This window comes from Corynebacterium sp. HMSC072G08, from assembly GCF_001809185.1.
Classification (GTDB): Bacteria; Actinomycetota; Actinomycetes; order Mycobacteriales; family Mycobacteriaceae; genus Corynebacterium; species Corynebacterium phoceense.
On record NZ_KV796428.1, the window covers coordinates 62855 to 79708 of the forward strand.

Genomic DNA, 16854 nt, shown 5'->3' on the forward strand with positions numbered 1-16854 from the left:
AGTCTGGCGCCGGCCGGGGAAATTCAGGGGCAACGGAGGAGTGTAGGGGGTTCCGTTACAGATAGGTCATAGGAAACGTCGTTCCCTCCGGGGTGACGCCAGGAATACCCCGGCGCCACAGGCGGCGATTAGAACTGCTTCGGCGGAACGGAGCGCTGAGCCTCACCGTTGTAGGCAGACAGCGGGCGGATGAGCGAGTTGTTCTCGTTCTGCTCCACGATGTGTGCGGTCCAACCGGTGATACGGGACATCACGAAGATCGGGGTGAAGAACTCGATGTCGAAGCCCAGGATGTGGTACGCCGGGCCCGTCGGGAAATCGAGGTTCGGCTGAATCTTGATGGAGGTGTTGTCGTACATGGTCTTTGCCATGATTTCGTACATCTCCACCCACTGCTCCTGGCCGTGCTCCTTGGCCAGCTCGCGGAAAGCGGCCTCCATGGTCGGAACGCGGGAGTCACCGTTCTTGTAGACGCGGTGACCGAAGCCCATCACGAGCTCCTTGTTCTTGAGCTTGTTGAGGGTCCACTCTTCGGTCTTCGCCGGGTCGCCAACCTCAATGAAGTTGTGCATGACGGCCTCGTTCGCACCACCGTGCAGCGGGCCCTTGAGGGCGCCGATAGCACCGACGACTGCGGAGTAGGTGTCGGACATCGTGGAGGTGATGACGCGCGCGGTGAAGGTGGAGGCGTTGAAGGAGTGCTCAGCGTAGAGGATGAGCGACTTGTCGAAGGCCTCGATGTCGGCGCGGGAGTTGGCCGGGGAGCCCTCTTCCTCACCGAAGACCATCCACAGGAAGTTCTCGGCAAAGCCCTTCTTACGCGACGGCTGGATGTAGCCTTCACCGCGGCGACGACGGATGTCGAGCGCGATGATGGTCGGGATCTTGGCCATCAGCTCGAGAGCGGTACGACGGATGTGCTCGGAGTTCTTGGTGTAGGCCTCCGGATCCTGAGCGCCGATGAAGGAGATGGCGGTGCGCAGGACGTCCATCGGGTGGCAGGACAGCGGCATCGACATGATGAGGTCGATAAGGTGGCGGTCCAGGTGGCGCAGAGCCTTCTCACGTGCAGAGAAGCGGATGAGCTCCTCCTGAGTCGGAAGCTCGCCGTTCCACAAAAGGTAGGCAACCTCTTCGAAGGAGCAGTAGCGTGCCAGCTCCTGAACGGGGTAACCACGGTAGGTCAGGGAGTTGGTCTCCGGGACGACCTTGGAGACGGCGGTCTCGTCAACGACGACGCCGTACAGGCCCTTGCGGATTTCGGGGGTGTTCTCAGACATTGTGTTCTCCTTGTGCTTGGAAAAGTGTGTGGGACGAAAGACGCCACGAACCGTGGCGCGGTTCTTTTACTTGGATTGAAGGAACGACGTTCCAAGAAGGTTCGCCGCTGTGCGCTCGAGGCACGGGGTTCCGCGCTTCGAACGCAGTAGCTCGTCATACCGGCGAAGCGCCGGTCGGCAGGAGCCGGGGTTTTACTCGAAGGTCGGCTTGTAGGAGTCCTTGGAGTAGGTGAACACCGCCTGGTCGAAAGCGTTGTACTCGTTGTAGCGAACAAGTTCGTACAGGCGAGAACGGTGCTGCATGCGCTCGAGCCACTCAGTCTGGTTGCCCTCTTTCTCCATGAAGCGGAGGAACTCTTCGGTGGCGCCCATGGCGACACGGAAGGTGGACACCGGCCAGATGACAGCGTTGTAGCCCAGGTCCTCGATTTCCTTGGCGGACAGCAGCTCGGTCTTGCCGAACTCCGTCATGTTCGCCAGGAGCGGGGTATCGACAGCGGCGCGGAACTTCTCGAAGTCCTCCTTGGAATAGAGGGCCTCGGTGAAGATCATGTCGGCTCCAGCGTCGGCGTAGGCCTTAGCGCGTTCGATGGCGTCGTCGATGCCGTGGATGCCGGCGGCGTCCGTACGGGCGCAGATGATGAAGTTGGGGTCGCGGCGCTCGTTGACCGCGGCGGAGATGCGGCGGACCATGAGGTCGGTCGGGACAACTTCCTTGCCGTCGAGGTGGCCACACCGCTTCGGGTTGACCTGGTCCTCAAGGTGCATGCCGGCGAGGCCAGCGTCCTCAAGGGCCACCACCGTGCGAGCCGAGGACATCGGCTCACCGAAGCCGGTGTCAGCGTCGACGAGGACCGGCAGGTCGGTGGCGCGAGCAATCTGGCCGGAGCGGTGGGCGACCTCAGTGAGAGTGGTGAGGCCGATGTCCGGCAGGCCCAGGTCGTTAGCGAGGACGGCGCCCGAAATGTAGACGCCTTCGAAGCCGCCGATGTCCTGGATAAGACGCGCGGTGAGCGGGTTGAAGGCACCCGGGAGGCGGGTCAAACCCGGCCCCTCCAGGGAGGCGCGGAACTCCGCGCGCTTCTCGGCGTTGGTCTTGGTAGAACCAAACAGTCCAGCCATGTTAGAAAATTCCTTCCGGCTTCTTGGGGGCCTTCGCGAGGTGGTCCGGGGTGACATGGACGTTGAGCTCGTTCAGGTCGGTGAGGTTCTCGAGGTCCTGGACGGCGGCGAGGAAGCGCTCCTGCTCTTCCTCGGAGACCTTGCCTGCGGCCAGCTTCTTGAACTTGTTGATGTACTCCTCGCGGCCGAACGGACGGGCGCCGAGCGGGTGAGCATCAGCGACGGCGCGCTCGTCCTCGATAACGGTGCCGTCCTTGAAGGTGATGACGGCCTTGCCGCCGAACGCCTTCTCGGAAAGGTCGTTGGAGTGGTAGCGGCGGGTCCACTCAGGATCCTCGACGGTGGAGATCTTGTGCCACAGCTCGATGGTCTCCGGGCGGTGCTTGCGCTCGTCGGAGTAGGAGTGCTCGTAGTCCCAGTCGCCGTCCTCGAGGGCAACGGCGAAGATGTACATGATGGAGTGGTCGAGCGTCTCGCGCGATGCGTCCGGGTCCATCTTCTGCGGGTCGTTCGCACCGGTACCGATGACGTAATGGGTGTGGTGCGAGGTGTGGAGGACGATGGACTCGATGTCCGCCAGGTCGCGGCCCTCCTCGGCGAGGCGCTTCTTCAGCGCGAAGGCCATGTCGATCTGGGCCTGTGCCTGGTACTCCGCGGAGTGCTCCTTGGTGTAGGTGTCGAGGATGGCGCGCTTTTCTTCGCCCTCGGCCGGCAGCGGGATGGTGTAGGTGCGCTCCGGGGAGTGCAGCATCCATGCGATGAAGCCGTCCTCACCTTCCCAGATGGGAGCCGGGGCGCCCTCGCCGCGCATCGCGCGGTCGACAGCCTCGATGGCCATCTTGCCGGCGAATGCCGGAGCGGAGGCCTTCCAGGAGGAAATCAGGCCCTTGCGGGACTGGCGGGTCGCGGTGGTGGTGTGGAGAGCCTGGCCGATGGCCTGGTAGATGGTGTCGACATCGAGGTTCAGCATGGTACCGATACCAGCGGCGACGGACGGGCCGAGGTGAGCGACGTGGTCAATCTTCCACTCGTGAAGGCACATGCCCTTGACGAGGTCGACCTGGATCTCGTAGCCGGTAGCGATACCGCGGATGAGTTCCTTGCCGGTGAGGCCCTTGTGCTGTGCGACGGCAAGGATCGGCGGGATGTTGTCGCCCGGGTGGGAGTACTCGGCGGCGAGGAAGGTGTCGTGGTAGTCGAGCTCGCGGACGGCGGTGCCGTTGGCGAGTGCGGCCCACTCGGCGGAGTACTTACCATCAACACCGAAGACGGTGGACCCGTTGCCGCTCGCATCCGAAGAATGAGGATGCGACTGAGCCATGACGCGGGCGGAGGTGACCGGGCCGCGGACGACGGACGCCATAGCAACGGAGGCGTTGTCGATGATGCGGTTGATGATCATGTCCTTGGTGTCGGCCGGAACCTCGACCTTGTCCGCGGCAACCTTGGCGATCTTGTAGGCGAGGTGCTCCTCAATCGGGAAATCCTCGGCGGACTTGTGGGTGCGTACTTCGTGATTAATCACCGGAATTTAAACTCCTTTTTAAGTGTGGAAGCGTGGAGTGCATCGCAAGGAAAGCGAGCGACGCACTGTGGCACCGCGTTGTTGCGATAGCAATCACATTACTTTTTTCGACGTGCCCTAGGCCACAAGTGACCTTTGCGTAAATTTGTGGCATTATTATGCATACTCTGTAAAAGCTGTAAAACTCGCAGCCAGGACGCAGATCTGAAGGAGCACCATCCATGAGCAAGCACTACGCGGGGGCACGAATCCACGCGCTCCGCAAGCAACGCGGGCTGACGCAAGTCGCCATGGCCAAGACTTTGGGGCTATCCACGAGCTACCTCAACCAGCTCGAAAACGACCAACGGCCACTCACTGTGACCGTGCTCATGCAGCTATCGCAGCGCTTTAATGTGGACCCCAGCTACTTCTCCACAGAAAAAGATTTGCATGCCATCACGGAGCTGCGCCTCCTCTTCCCCGGCGCGGAAGAAGACACATTGGCAGACCTCGCCGGCCGGTTTCCTGAGCTCATGCCGGGACTCACCCGCGCCGCCGCCCTCGTCCCCCGCGAGCAAGAAGGCCCCTTCGAAGCCGTCCGCGAGTTTTTCTATAACGCGCACAACTACATCCATGAACTCGATGTTCTCGCGGAGGAACTCGCCGGCCAGCTTGGCCAGCGCGTTTTCCGTCGGGCTCGCCTTGCCTCGCTCCTCGAAGAGGAACTCGGCGTCTCGGTGCGCTTTGGCCGCACCGGCCCTCGCCGCGAATTCGATCCGGTCCGCCGCGAGCTCAATCTGCGCGGCGGGCTCACCGAGGCCCAGCTCGTGTTCGAAATGTCGCTCCAGTACTGCCTGCTCGCCTATCAAGACCTCTGCGACAACCTCGTCTCCGAGTTGCCCGAAGGCGTCGCGCGCGACATCGGCAGGCTGGGCCTCGGCCAGTACTTCGGCGCCGCGGTGACCATGCCATATAACGAGTTCCTCGCCAAGGCAGAGGAATCCCGCTACGACATTGACATGCTCGCCGGTGACTTCGGCACCGGATTCGAGACCACTGCCCAGCGCCTGTCCACTCTCCAGCGCCCCGGCAACACGGGTGTGCCCTTCTCCTTCATTCGCACAGACCGCGCCGGCAATATCTCCAAACGCCAGTCCTCCACGAGTTTCCACTTCGCCCGCTCCGGCGGCACGTGCCCGCTCTGGGTCGTCCACCGCGCCTTCGAGACCCCCAACCGCATCACCCGCCAGGTCGCCTCCATGCCCGATGGCCACACCTACCTCTGGATTGCCCGGCACGTCCAGGGTCCCGCCAAATCCTTCGGCACCCCGCGCAAGGAGTTCGTAGTGGGGCTTGGCTGCGACATCACGCAGGCCGATCGGCTTGTTTACGCGGACGCCCTCAACCTCTCCCCCTCCGCCGCCACGCCTATCGGCCCCGGCTGTCTCGCTTGCCCGCGTACCGACTGCCCGCAGCGCGCCTTCCCGCAGCTGGGCCGCACCATCCGCCTGAATCTCAATACCACGGCGGACCAGGCGTACGACACCATTTAAGGCGCAGGCTCGACACGCTTGCGCCAGCTTGCCGATGCCCCCTTTCCCCTCCACCTCACAGCCCGTCTCGCCGCGCGCGGCACCGAGGCGGTCCCACAGCTCACCGGTATGCGGAAACCTCGGAGATAAATCGATGGCGCATCAGGGGGCATCGGCAAGCTCTGCGCACGACAAAGCCCACGCTCTTGGAGCGTGGGCTGAGCACCTTGGGTCCCTGATTAGGACAGATCGTCGTGCGCAACGAGGCGGCGCGCCGCCTCCGTGATGGTGCCCGACAACGATGGGTAGACCGCAAACGAGTCTGCGAGCTGGTTGACCGTGAGCTGGTTGGTCACGGCAACGGCGATGGGCAAAATGAGCTCCGAGGCGGTCGGCGCGACGATGACGCCGCCAATGACGCGGCCGGAGGTGGCGCGGCAGAAGAGCTTGACAAAGCCGTGGTTAAGGGAGCGCATCTTCGCGCGCGGGTTGGTGTTGAGCGGCATCATGATGGTGCGCGCGGCAACCTCGCCTGCCTCAATCTCGGCCTGGGTGAAGCCCACGGCGGCGATCTCGGGGCGGGTGAACACGGCGGTGGCCACGGTCTTCAGGCGCAGCGGGGACACGCCCTCGCCCAGCGCGTGGTACATCGCGATGCGGCCCTGCATGGCGGCGACGGAGGCGAGCGGGAAGAGATCCGAGCAATCGCCCGCCGCGTAAATGCCGTCAACATTGGTGCGCGAGACGCGGTCGACCTTGATGTGGCCGGACTTCTGGGTGTGGACTCCGACGTGTTCGAGGCCCAAGTCCTTGGTGTTGGGGACAGAGCCGATGGACATGATGACGTGGGAGCCATGGATCTCGCGGCCGTCCTGGGTCTTCACCACGACGTTGCCGTCCTCGGTGCGCACGACAGACTCCACGCGGCAATTCTTCTCCAGTTCCACGCCGCGCTCGGCGAGGACGGTCTCGAGCACATCTGCGGCATCGGCGTCATCATGCGGCAGAATGCGGTCGCGGGAAGCGACCATGGTGACCTTGACGCCCATCTCCGCGAAGGCGGAAACAAACTCGGCACCGGTGACGCCGGAACCGACGACGATGAGGTGCTCCGGCTCCTCCTTGAGGTCATAGACCTGCTGCCAGGTGAGGATGCGCTCCCCGTCCGGCTGTGCGCCCGGCAGGATGCGCGGGGTGGCGCCTGTAGCAACGAGGACGAGGTCCGCCTCGAGCTGCTCCTCGGTGCCGTCGGCATGCGTAACGTCGACGAAGTGGTGCGCGCCGCGCACGCCAGTCTGGTCCTCAGAGAACTTCGCGCGGCCGTCGATAACCTTCACGCCGATCTTCTCCAGGCCCGCGCGCACGTCCGCAGACTGGTTCGCGGCCAGTGCTTGGACGCGCTCGTTAAGAGCATCGAGCTTCAGCTGCAGCGAGCTGAGCTGATCGTTAAGCCCCATCGCATCCGCACGGCGGAAGTCCGTCTGAATGTTCGCGCCGGCGATGAAGGACTTAGACGGAACGCAGTCGAGGAGCACGGAGGAACCACCGGGCCCCTGCTCCTCAATGAGCGTGATGTGGGCGCCGTACTTGGCGCCGGCCGTTGCGGCCTCGTACCCGGCGGGGCCACCGCCGATGATGACAATGCGCGGGGTGTCTTCGGTCACCTGGGCAGTCTGAGCAGCAGCCTTATCCTGGGTCACTTTTATTTCTCGCTCCTTATGAGATCTCACGTCAAACACGTCATGGGGAATGCGGCTAACTCCAGTATCAACCTGGTCCTCGCCGGTAATGCCTTGGTGCTTTGCCTCCGCCACGGACGCACAGATCTCCGCCGCGCTTCCGAACGTGGAAACGCATGCGCATTATACGACCACCGTGAGGCAGGCACACTCATCCCACAGTGTAGTGCCCGCAGGTCACCTCCCGCACGCTGGGTAACGCGGCTGAGCTTCGACCGCCAGTTCCGTGGAGCGGTTTACTCTGCTGCCGCGAATTGATCGACGACGGATCCGAAGAGCTTAATGCCCACACCGAGGGCGCGCTCGTCCACGATGAGATCGCCCATATGCAGGTCATACTGCTCGCCCTCGCCAGACCAGCAGCCCAGGCGCGCCATGGAGCCTGGGACATGCTCGAGGTACCACGAGAAATCCTCGCCGCCCGAAGACTGCGGGGCCTGGGCCACGCACTGCGGATCGATGGCCGCGGCCGCCGCGGTGAGCGCGGCCGTCGCCACGTCGTCGTTGAGCACCGGCGGCACGCCGCGATGATACTGCAGGTCGTACTCCACGCCGAGGGGAGCGAGGACCTGTTGGACAAGTTCGCTGAAAAGCTTTTGCATGCCGCGCCACACGGTGATGTCCGCCGTGCGCATGGTGCCGGTGAGCGTGCCCGTCTCCGGCATCGCGTTGGGCGCAAAACCAGAATTGATCTGGCCGAAGACCAGCACGGTACCGGTGCGCGGATCCACCCGGCGCGACAGCAGCCCCGGCAGGTCGGTCACGACCTTGGCAAGGGCAAAGATGACGTCCGCGGACAAGTGCGGGCGGGACGTGTGGCCACCCGGTCCCTTGACCTCAAGCTCGACGACGTCCGTGGCCGAGGTGATAGCCCCCGCGCGCACGCCGATGCGTCCCACGCGCAGCTTGGGCTCGGCGTGAATGGCAAAGATGGAGTGCACTCCCTCGAGCGCGCCCCAGGACACGACGTCCGTGGCACCCCCTGCCCACGTCTCCTCCGCCGGCTGGAAGATAACGCGCACGCCGACAGGCAGACCGTGCTGCTCGTCGTATTCCTTCAGCGCGCAGGTGAGCCCCAGCACGACCGTGGTGTGGACGTCATGCCCGCAGGAGTGGGAGACTCCCTTGTTCAGTGACGTAAATTCCAGCCCCGTGACTTCTTGGATGGGCAGCGCGTCGATATCCGCACGGAAGGCCACGCGGCCCTGCTCGCTGTCCGGGCCCAGGTCGGCCATGAGACCGGTCTCTGGGAACAGGTGCGGCTCCACGCCCCACTCCTCCAGAATCTTCGCGATGTAGCGCGTGGTCTCGACTTCGTTATTCGACGTCTCTGGGTGGCGGTGAATGTGGCGGCGCCAGCCGATGACCTCGGCGCGGTGCGCATCGAACCAGGCCGCCACGAAACGCGAGACATCGCCCGGCCCCTCGCCGAAGACGTCAATCGACGTATCCGCGTGAGCGTAATGCGAGCTCGGTCGAGCGTTCATGAGGTACCTCCTGGGTCTTTCCCAACGAGTCTAGACTAGACCAAGCGGTACAGAAAATCTGGCCCGGTTTTAATGCGGCCAACCCCGGGCTATTCGAAAGCCCACTTCCCGCTAAAACGCCGGCGATTCACGTAATCCGATGGAAACGGTGCGATGTGTTCCGGCTTCACGAGGAGCGTCCAGTCATCCTCTCCATCCAGCGCGCAGATTTCCTCCACCATGCGCGCCGCACCAGGAAGCAACGATGCCGGCGGGACTTCAAGCCCGAGCGCCAGCTTATAGATGGTGGACAAGCGTGGGTCCGCGAGCCCCTCCCCGTAATGATCGTTTCGCTCTAGGTTCGAAATCTGGTTGCGCGATAAGCCCGTGATGTCTGCGAGCGCTTGCTGCGAGATCTTCCTGCCCTCGCGCAGCGCTTGGAGCGTGATGGAAAAGCCGTGGCCATAGCTTGACCACATGAGTCGTTCGACAGCGAAAGTCATGTGTCCCCCGAGTAGTCGGACCCGCGCACCCCAGCGCGGGCTTTCTACCCCGGGATTCTAAAACGACGGCCACGAACGCGCCACCGCTGCGGCGAAACACTTACGTCACCGCAGCTCAGCGGCCGCTGCTTGCGGCTTAAAGGTCAATATTGCGTGGTCCGTAGAGGCGGTCGCCAGCGTCGCCCAACCCCGGCACGATGTACGCGTCTTCGTCGAGCGAAGGGTCGATGACGGCGGTCACGAGACGCACCGGCAGACCGGAGTTGGCCAGTGCATCCACGCCTTCCTGTGCCGAGACCATGCAAATAGCCGTGATATTCGTCGCACCACGCGCGGCAAGCAGACGCAGGGCGTGGAGCAGCGAACCACCCGTGGCAAGCATGGGATCCACAACGAAGACCGTACGGCCTGACAGATCTTCCGGCAGCGCCTCGAGATACGGCACCGGCTCGTGCGTTTCCTCGTCGCGGGCCATGCCGATGAAACCAACCTGTGCATCCGGAATCATGGACAAGGCGGGGTCAATCATGCCCAGGCCAGCGCGGATGATGGGAACGATGATCGGCGGGTCTTGCAGGCGCGTGCCTTGCGCGGTGTCCACGGGGGTCACGCAGTCAAAGTGCTCAACGGGCAGGTCGCGCGCGGCTTCGTAGACGAGCATGGTGCCCAAGTCTTTCAAAGCAGCGCGGAAGGCGGCGTTATCGCTGCGCGCGTCGCGCATGAGCGTGAGGCGGGAGGCAGCCAGTGGGTGGTCTACAACGTGGATATCCATGCCCCCTACTCTAAAAGCTTTTTTAAATTTTGTGGGAACCTTTCGGCGCGCAGCACAGTCCAATGAGGCATGAACACTTTTACCTTGGACCCCGAAGTAACCCGCTCTCTTGCCCGTGACCTCGATCAACAGTCGCTACCCCAACCTTTGGCACTGCCCTCACTGCCGGGCGGCTGCCTCAGTGACTTCTGTTCGGCGCTCACCGCAGCGTTTCACAATGTTGCCGCGCGTGACGAAATGATGCGCTCCGACTTGGCACATCTCGCAGAAGTCGCCGTCGTGACAACGCACGCAGCACTCACCGTGGACAGCGATGGCGCTGCGGCTTTCGCCAACGAGAACGTCCCCCCACGTCCAGGAACGGAGGGATGAGCTCATGATGGTCATCATGGACGCCATTCGCCAGATTTCGGCGCTGCGTCCCGCCGAGCTTCCCGCCGTCCCCACGCCACGCATGCCGGATGTCTCGAGCGTGCACGAACTGGCCCGCATCACGGATGGCACACCAGAGAAGATCCTGCGTGCCGTGGACTCGCTACGAGCGGACTCGGCGCAGATTGAAAAGCTGCAGCGCGAGGCCCGCCAACTCGCTTTTGGGTGCATTCGTGACCTCTTCGCCTTGGGCCTGCGACTTCTCCAAGAGGCGGTACCCATGGCGCTGGGCTTGCTCATTCCCAATCCGGCTGCACAGATGGCTGCCCGCGCCGCCCTGCAAGGGCTGGCCATGCGTGGCCTCGCGGAGGCCGGGCAGCGCATTATGCAACTCGTCCATGAGCTCATTCCGCTCGCCCGTCCCCTTCTAGAGATAGCCGGTCGCGCCGTCGCCTCGGCCGTAAGCGAGGAAGGCCACGTCGCCAAAGACTCGCTCAAGTCGGAGCAGTCCCGTGCACTTCCCGGCGCGCCCGCGCCCTCCGCCGCGCCCGAGATTCGCCCCGCTGCGCTGGAAGACACCACCGCTGGCAGCAGTGCACGTCCGGCCACCAGCAGCTCCAGCAGTTCCGCGCAAGGTCAGGCCGCCGTCAACGCGGCGCTGTCGCAAATCGGCACTCCGTATACCTGGGGCGGGACCGGCGCCGGTGGCTACGACTGCTCCGGATTGACGCAATGGGCGTGGCGCCAGGCGGGCATCGAATTGCCGCGCCTTGCCGAGCAGCAAACGGTAGGCCGCCAAGTCACCGCCGCAGAGCTCCAGCCCGGGGACCTCGTCGTCTGGGACGGCCACGTGGCCATGTATGCCGGTGACGGCCAGATCGTCGAGGCCGGAAGCCCCGTCCAGACCAACCCGCTGCGCACCACCAACATGGGCATGGCGTTTAAGGGCTTTTGGCGACCGACCGGCTAATTCCACCGAAGTTTATGGGCGCAGCCTCGGCATGGGTACAAGCCGCTTCTGCTCTAGTGCGATCGCGTGCGCATCCGTCGCGCACGGTTGGGTAGACTGAGCTTTTATGAGCACCCGCGCAATCGTACCGATTAAGCTCTCGCTGACTGAGGGCGACTTTTATACCCTGTGGGCCCCGAAGTGGCGCCAGAACGGCACGGAGTGGCAAGCCTTCTTGGGCGATGATGAGTCGATCCTCCTCTTCCGCACCGAGGCCGAGCTGCTGACGTTCTTGGAGTCAGGCCAGCGTCACGACTTGCTGGATCACCCCAACTGGGAAGCTTTCAACTCGCGGCCCGCGAACCGCGTCTCCGTCGCGCCGCGCGATGACTACGACCTCATCGGCATGCCTGCCAAGCTGGCGGAGCGCCCCGGCCACGAGGCCGTGTCCACCGTCGCACGTGACTTGGAGGTCGCCGAGGCTCTCGCCTCGGTCGCGGGTGCCGAGCACACCACCATCTTCTTCGCCACGCACTCCATCCTGCGCAACACGGTGCGCGGCTCTGAGCACTACACGGGCGATGAAGGCCTGCGCGAGTGGTCCGGCGTGGGCCGCGTCATCCTCACCAACTGGAAAGAGATCATCGAAGACCTCGACAAGCACGTCAAGGTCGTTCCCACCACGGACTTCAGTGAGGATAAGGTGACCGACGCCGCCGCGCGTATCTCCGCCGCCACCGCTGCCGCGGCCAAGAAGCGTCAGGAGGACGAGGAAGCCCGCAAGGCCGAAGCCGCCGCCGCGGATCCGTACGACAAGTCGGTGTGGGCCGCCGCTGGTATCGACCCGGTGAAGATCACCATCGACCGTAAGACCGTCTACACGCTGCGCACCTATCTGGGCGAGCGCCCGGTCTTCCTGGGCAAATGGGGCGAGATTTACTCCTTCCCCACCCCGAAGCAGCTCGTGCGCTGGATCATGGAAAACGATGACCATGACCTCGCCCATGTGTCCACGTGGGAGGACATCATCACCGCCGCCAACGCCGGCGAGCTTGAGGTCCAGGTTCACCCGGACAACCAGTACACGTTTAACAACCTCGTGCGCGACATCGAGCAAGGTCCGGAGGCCGTGGACAACGACCAGCTCGCTCGTGCCTACGAAATCTGCGCGGACGCCGCAGACTGGGCCGGCGACGACTCGATTAACTCCTTCATGTTGGCGAACCCGCGCTTCCAGGACTACCTGGGTTATATGCTCGGCTCCACGGAGCATGCTGGTTACGTGCCGTCCAAGCCATACAGCGATCATTCCTCCGCTTGGCGCAGCCTGGAAGAGATGCTCATCAAGCGCTTCTCCAAGTTCTAAACAGCACGATAACCGCTGCTAGAGCACTGCGTCGGTCACCCCGGCGCCGTGCGAACACCGAACGCCCGCTGCCCCACGTCATCGACGTGGGCAGCGGGCGTTTGCTGTGCGACTACATGTTCTCCTCCGCGCTTTAGGGAAGCAGGTACGGCCGCAGCGCCGCGATGAGGTTTGCGGTGAGCTGGGCAGTCTCCGGTGACTTCGGCACGAGCGCGTCAAAGCCATGGTAGGCACCGGGAACCTCCACGAAGTCGACGGGAACGCCCGCCTCCCGCAGCTTGTCCGCGTAGGCACGCGACTCGTCGTAGAAGAGATCGAGCGTGCCGATGGAAATCCACGTCGGCGGCATGCCGGTAAAGTCGCCGCGCTCGACGGGGGACGCATAGGGTTCCGGCTCCCTCTCAAGGTGATCAGCGCCGAGGTACGCAGCCCACGCCGCACGGTTGAAGTTAGCCGTCCAGACAAAGTGCCCGCGCCCGCCCTCGACGGGGCGCTGTCCCGTGCGGTGGTCGAGCATGGGATAGACCAGCCCGTTGAAGACAATGGGATGGCCCTCATCGAACGCGCGTTGTGCAAGGCCTGCGGCTAGTCCACCGCCGGCGCTATCGCCACACACCGCCACGGGGCCGGAGGTGCGTTCCTGTGCCCAGCGCAGCGCCGCGTAGCAGACGTCAAAGTCCGCCGGGAAGGGATTCGCCGGGGCCTTGGGGTAATACGGTGCCACGATGATGGCGCCCAGCGCTCGCGCGATGGCCGCGTTGCGAGTGTCATACATCTCCGGCGCACCGACCAAATGTCCGCCACCGTGCGTCCACACCATGACCGGTATGTCGCCCCAGTCGGGTGCATCCGCCGCGGCATCCACAGAGTCCGGCACGAGCACGTGTACGTCGCAGGACACGCCCTCGGGTGACTGCACACGCAGGCGGGAGGCCTGCACATCGTCGCCGGTGGGCTGCGCCATGACGGCGCGGCGCCCCAGTCCTGCGATCGTCATAGCCACTGCGCCTGGCACATTCGTAAACGGGACCCACGTCGCGGGCGTGCGCAGCGTCGGCGAGACGGCGCTGCGGTCAGCCCGCCATTGCGGCACCAGAGCGGCGGCTGCGCCGAGCGCGCCAAGGACCCCGGCACTGACGAGGGCGCGGGAGGCGAAGCGGGAACAGGTAAGGGACATCACTATTCTTTCGTGTGGGTGCGGCAACGGCGCACGGCATCGAGGGAAACGACGTCGGCATCAGGCGCATCCGGCGCCGCCGGTGTCGCGGATTCTGTGGAGCCAGGGGGCTGCGCGGTCGTGGCGCGTTCACCGCCCAGAACCGTGAGTGGTCGTCGCGCAGCGCGGCGTGTGGCGGCGAAGCGGTGAATCTCCTGCCCCACGGCGGGCTCGCCCAGGATAATCACCTGGGCAAAGGAGGCCTCGTCCACGGTGTGCAGCGCGCGGGGGCTCAGCAACGCGAGGGTGCACTCCTCCAGATAGCCGCGCACCCGCGTCGCCGCGTCAGGGCCCAAGGATTGGAGCGCGGTCTCGTCTACCTGTGGCTGTACCCCGCCCGGTGTGGCAAGCACAACATAGTGCCCAGCCGCCTTCGCAGTACGGTGCGTGTCGACGAAGGCAGCGGCATCAAAGGCCCCCTCGCCAGGCAGGATGATAAGCACCGAAGACGCAGTGTTTGACGCTGAAGACATGCCCCCCATTGAACACGCGTCACGGCGCGATGGCACCCCACCGCGGCGCCACTGGCGCATTGAACAGCGTGTTCGTCGGTTCCTGGCAGGCCGTCTTCAGGAAGCGTGCCGGGCGCGAGACATCGGGCTAGTGCGTATGACCGTGATCGTGGTCGCTAGCACCGTCCGCGTCCTCGCCGCGGAAGAGAGCGTCCTCGGCGAATTCGGGGTCGCCGAGTTCCTCGTAGGCCGGCAGGATGGTCGTCTCCAGGAGCTTCTCACGCACGACCTGCGGAGCGAAGGCGTTCTCCACGGCCTTGACGGTGAGGTCGAAGAACTCCTCGAGACCGTAGCTAAACGTCTCGTTGAGCGCGACGAACTGGTCGGTGAGCGTGCCCACCTCCGGCAGTCCGGCAGAGATAGTGCACGTAAAGCCCAGCTGCTGCAGAAGCGGCAAGGGGTGATCGGACAACTCCTCGAGTTGGCCGCGCATGATTTCTACCGCGGGGCTAAAGGTCACCGGGATGCGTCGGTCGCACACCCAGCCGGAGACCTCGCCCGGAGCGATGCCGTCAAGGTTCGCGGTGAAGTCATCTACCAGCGCCGTCGCGTGGGAGAGACGGTTCACGCCCGCCTGCACGCCCGCAGCAACATCGTCGAGCTCGCCGTCAGCGTGAAGCTCGAAAGGAAGGAAGCCCCTGCGCAGGGTGGCAACGAGCGCGTCCAAATCCGGTAAGGGCTGCGCCACATCGCCGCCCAGAGCAAAGCCGACGACGCGGGCGCCCTCGGTGCCGCGGTCAGCCTTGTCCTTGCGTGCGGCGGCGACGGTTAGCGCGGCCAACTCCTGCAGGGTGGTGGACCCACGCAAGCCCATGATCACGAGGCGGGCGTCGATCCCCGCGTGATCGAGCCCGGCAAGCGCGGCATCGACAGCCTCCTGCGCGCTGAAAGGATAAGTCTCCGCATGGAGACGCAGCTCCGCGTAGACGACATTATCGGCGGCCAACGCCGCCACCGCGGCGGCCGTGGCCGCCGTGAGGTCTGCGGGAGTGGCGGCATCGGAAGGCACATGCTCTTGGAGGGTGACTTTCGGCAGGCCAGCGAAGGTGTCGCGGTCCGAGTCCTTATTTTCCGGGCTAATCAAAGGTGCGTCATGCATGCCCACCATCGTAGGCGGGCGCCTAAGATGTTTCACGTCATGAAAAAGCTCGCCACCCTGTCGCTCGCCGCGGTGTGTTCCGCGGCGCTCAGCGCCCCAGTCCTCAGCCCCGCCCCCGCCCGTGCGCAGGAGGATCCTGCCGCCACGGCACCGGCCCCAGGCGACCCCGCAGGCGGCCCCGCTGGCGACCAGGCGGGCGAGGAAGGCGACGCCACAGAAGAGTCCGTCACCCCGACCTACCGCACGGAGGCACCCAACACGGATACGTGTCCGCAGTCCCTCGTGCCGCCAGAGCCGGTGACGACCTCGGAGCGTCTCGCGCCGGGCCAACCTGCGCCCACTCCCCTGCCGGCTACGCAGACCAGCGACTGCGGCGTGAAAGCGCCGAAGGGTTTCACGGTGGACAAGGACGTCCTTGCCGCGGCGTTCCTCGTCGCAGACGTTGACTCAGGCGAGATCATCGCGATGAAGGATCCGCACGGGCGTTACCGCCCGGCGTCCATCATCAAGGTGCTCCTCGCACTCGTCGCCATCGAGGAACTCGACCTCAACCAGAAATACACCGCCACCGCGGAGGACGCGAACGCGGACGGCTCCGCCGTGGGCATTGGCGAGGGCGGTGTCTACACCATCGAGCAACTTCTTCAAGGCCTCGTCATGGCCTCAGGCAACGATGCCGCGCACGCGCTCGCCCAAGCCCTGGGCGGCGATAAGGCGACCCTCGACAAGGTCAATAAGAAGGCCCACGAGCTGGGCACCACCGACACCGTCGCCGCGAGCTACTCCGGTCTCGACGCGCCAGGCATGTCCACCTCGGCCTACGACCTAGGCCTCATCTACCAGGCCGCGTACCGCAACCCCACCTTCGCGCGCCTGGTCAACACGGATCACGTCGACTTCCCCGGCTACGGCGACCTGCCCGGCTATGAGCTGTGGAACGACAACGGCCTGCTCATGAACGATCCGGAGGGCATCGGCGGCAAAACCGGATACACGGATGACGCGCACCATACCTTCGTCGGCGCCGTCAACCACGGCGGCCGTCGCCTCATGGCGATCATCCTCAATACCACCGTGGAGCACGGCCCCCGCGCGTGGGAGCAGGCCCAAAAACTGCTCCACGAGTCTTATGACGTCCGCCCCGGCCAGGGCGTGGGCACGCTGGCACCCGCCGAGGATCCTTCCGCGACCCCCACGGTGACGGCCACGCAGGACCCTGTGGCGCCCAACGCCGCGGAGCCTTCCGATGCCCCCACCACCTCAGCGCGCGCACACGCCTACGACCCAGTCCTCGACGATCTCAAGCCGTGGATGAGCTGGCTCATCGTGGGCCTCGTCGGGCTCTTCGCGCTTATCGCCGCGGTGCTCACGCTCCGCGGGACGACGGGTCGCCACCACAAGCGCTAGCCTTTGTCCCGC

General features: G+C 64.6%; 15 protein-coding genes. 5 read left to right on the forward strand and 10 right to left on the reverse strand.

Annotated features, from left to right (window positions below):
• Positions 1-128: 128 nt before the first annotated feature.
• The 3 genes from HMPREF2559_RS07685 to HMPREF2559_RS07695 all read right to left on the reverse strand — a co-directional run bounded on the left by HMPREF2559_RS07685 (position 129) and on the right by HMPREF2559_RS07695 (position 3927).
• Entirely contained in the window at positions 129-1280 is a 1152-nt protein-coding gene (locus HMPREF2559_RS07685) for a bifunctional 2-methylcitrate synthase/citrate synthase (RefSeq protein WP_066485081.1), read from the reverse strand.
• A gap of 192 nt (positions 1281-1472) precedes the next feature.
• Entirely contained in the window at positions 1473-2402 is a 930-nt protein-coding gene (gene prpB / locus HMPREF2559_RS07690) for a methylisocitrate lyase (RefSeq protein ID WP_066485079.1), read from the reverse strand.
• Between the two features lies 1 nt (position 2403).
• A complete protein-coding gene (locus HMPREF2559_RS07695) occupies positions 2404-3927 on the reverse strand; it encodes an MmgE/PrpD family protein (protein WP_070540182.1) in 1524 nt (507 codons plus the stop codon).
• A gap of 221 nt (positions 3928-4148) precedes the next feature.
• Here HMPREF2559_RS07695 and HMPREF2559_RS07700 point away from each other — a divergent pair, with 221 nt between their 5' ends.
• Positions 4149-5462 (forward strand): short-chain fatty acyl-CoA regulator family protein, encoded by a 1314-nt coding sequence (locus tag HMPREF2559_RS07700; RefSeq protein WP_066510885.1) that lies wholly within the window; start codon positions 4149-4151, stop codon positions 5460-5462.
• Positions 5463-5680: 218 nt separating this feature from the next.
• Here HMPREF2559_RS07700 and HMPREF2559_RS07705 read toward each other — a convergent pair whose 3' ends face one another.
• The 4 genes from HMPREF2559_RS07705 to upp all read right to left on the reverse strand — a co-directional run bounded on the left by HMPREF2559_RS07705 (position 5681) and on the right by upp (position 9921).
• Positions 5681-7141 carry an NAD(P)H-quinone dehydrogenase gene (locus HMPREF2559_RS07705; protein WP_371325679.1) on the reverse strand — a complete coding sequence of 487 codons (1461 nt, stop codon included), beginning with the start codon at positions 7139-7141 and terminating at the stop codon, positions 5681-5683.
• A 275-nt stretch (positions 7142-7416) separates the two neighbouring features.
• The gene (locus HMPREF2559_RS07710) at positions 7417-8667 is read right to left on the reverse strand and encodes an amidohydrolase (protein WP_083297808.1); all 1251 of its coding nucleotides are present in this window, start codon (positions 8665-8667) and stop codon (positions 7417-7419) included.
• A gap of 89 nt (positions 8668-8756) precedes the next feature.
• Entirely contained in the window at positions 8757-9149 is a 393-nt protein-coding gene (locus HMPREF2559_RS07715; protein ID WP_066485050.1) for a helix-turn-helix domain-containing protein, read from the reverse strand.
• Between the two features lie 136 nt (positions 9150-9285).
• On the reverse strand, positions 9286-9921 hold the full coding sequence (gene upp / locus HMPREF2559_RS07720; RefSeq protein ID WP_066485047.1) for a uracil phosphoribosyltransferase: 636 nt from the start codon (positions 9919-9921) through the stop codon (positions 9286-9288).
• Positions 9922-9990: 69 nt separating this feature from the next.
• Here upp and HMPREF2559_RS12765 point away from each other — a divergent pair, with 69 nt between their 5' ends.
• From HMPREF2559_RS12765 to HMPREF2559_RS07730, 3 genes are all read left to right on the forward strand, one after another.
• Positions 9991-10293: a transducer protein Htr23 gene (locus tag HMPREF2559_RS12765; RefSeq protein ID WP_141759155.1), complete on the forward strand. Its 303-nt coding sequence runs from the start codon at positions 9991-9993 to the stop codon at positions 10291-10293.
• A gap of 4 nt (positions 10294-10297) precedes the next feature.
• Positions 10298-11263: a C40 family peptidase gene (locus HMPREF2559_RS07725; RefSeq protein WP_066510883.1), complete on the forward strand. Its 966-nt coding sequence runs from the start codon at positions 10298-10300 to the stop codon at positions 11261-11263.
• Between the two features lie 106 nt (positions 11264-11369).
• Positions 11370-12608 carry a hypothetical protein gene (locus HMPREF2559_RS07730; RefSeq protein ID WP_066485038.1) on the forward strand — a complete coding sequence of 413 codons (1239 nt, stop codon included), beginning with the start codon at positions 11370-11372 and terminating at the stop codon, positions 12606-12608.
• Between the two features lie 133 nt (positions 12609-12741).
• On the opposite strand, the gene HMPREF2559_RS07735 is transcribed toward HMPREF2559_RS07730, so the two are convergent.
• From HMPREF2559_RS07735 to HMPREF2559_RS07745, 3 genes are all read right to left on the reverse strand, one after another.
• Complete coding sequence (locus tag HMPREF2559_RS07735; protein WP_070540186.1) at positions 12742-13785, reverse strand: alpha/beta hydrolase; 1044 nt, start codon at positions 13783-13785, stop codon at positions 12742-12744.
• A gap of 2 nt (positions 13786-13787) precedes the next feature.
• Positions 13788-14297: a hypothetical protein gene (locus tag HMPREF2559_RS07740; RefSeq protein WP_141759156.1), complete on the reverse strand. Its 510-nt coding sequence runs from the start codon at positions 14295-14297 to the stop codon at positions 13788-13790.
• A gap of 127 nt (positions 14298-14424) precedes the next feature.
• Positions 14425-15435 carry an amidohydrolase family protein gene (locus tag HMPREF2559_RS07745; protein ID WP_230384210.1) on the reverse strand — a complete coding sequence of 337 codons (1011 nt, stop codon included), beginning with the start codon at positions 15433-15435 and terminating at the stop codon, positions 14425-14427.
• A 39-nt stretch (positions 15436-15474) separates the two neighbouring features.
• Between HMPREF2559_RS07745 and HMPREF2559_RS07750 the strand changes: the two genes are divergently transcribed.
• Entirely contained in the window at positions 15475-16842 is a 1368-nt protein-coding gene (locus HMPREF2559_RS07750) for a D-alanyl-D-alanine carboxypeptidase family protein (protein WP_066511005.1), read from the forward strand.
• Positions 16843-16854: the final 12 nt, after the last annotated feature.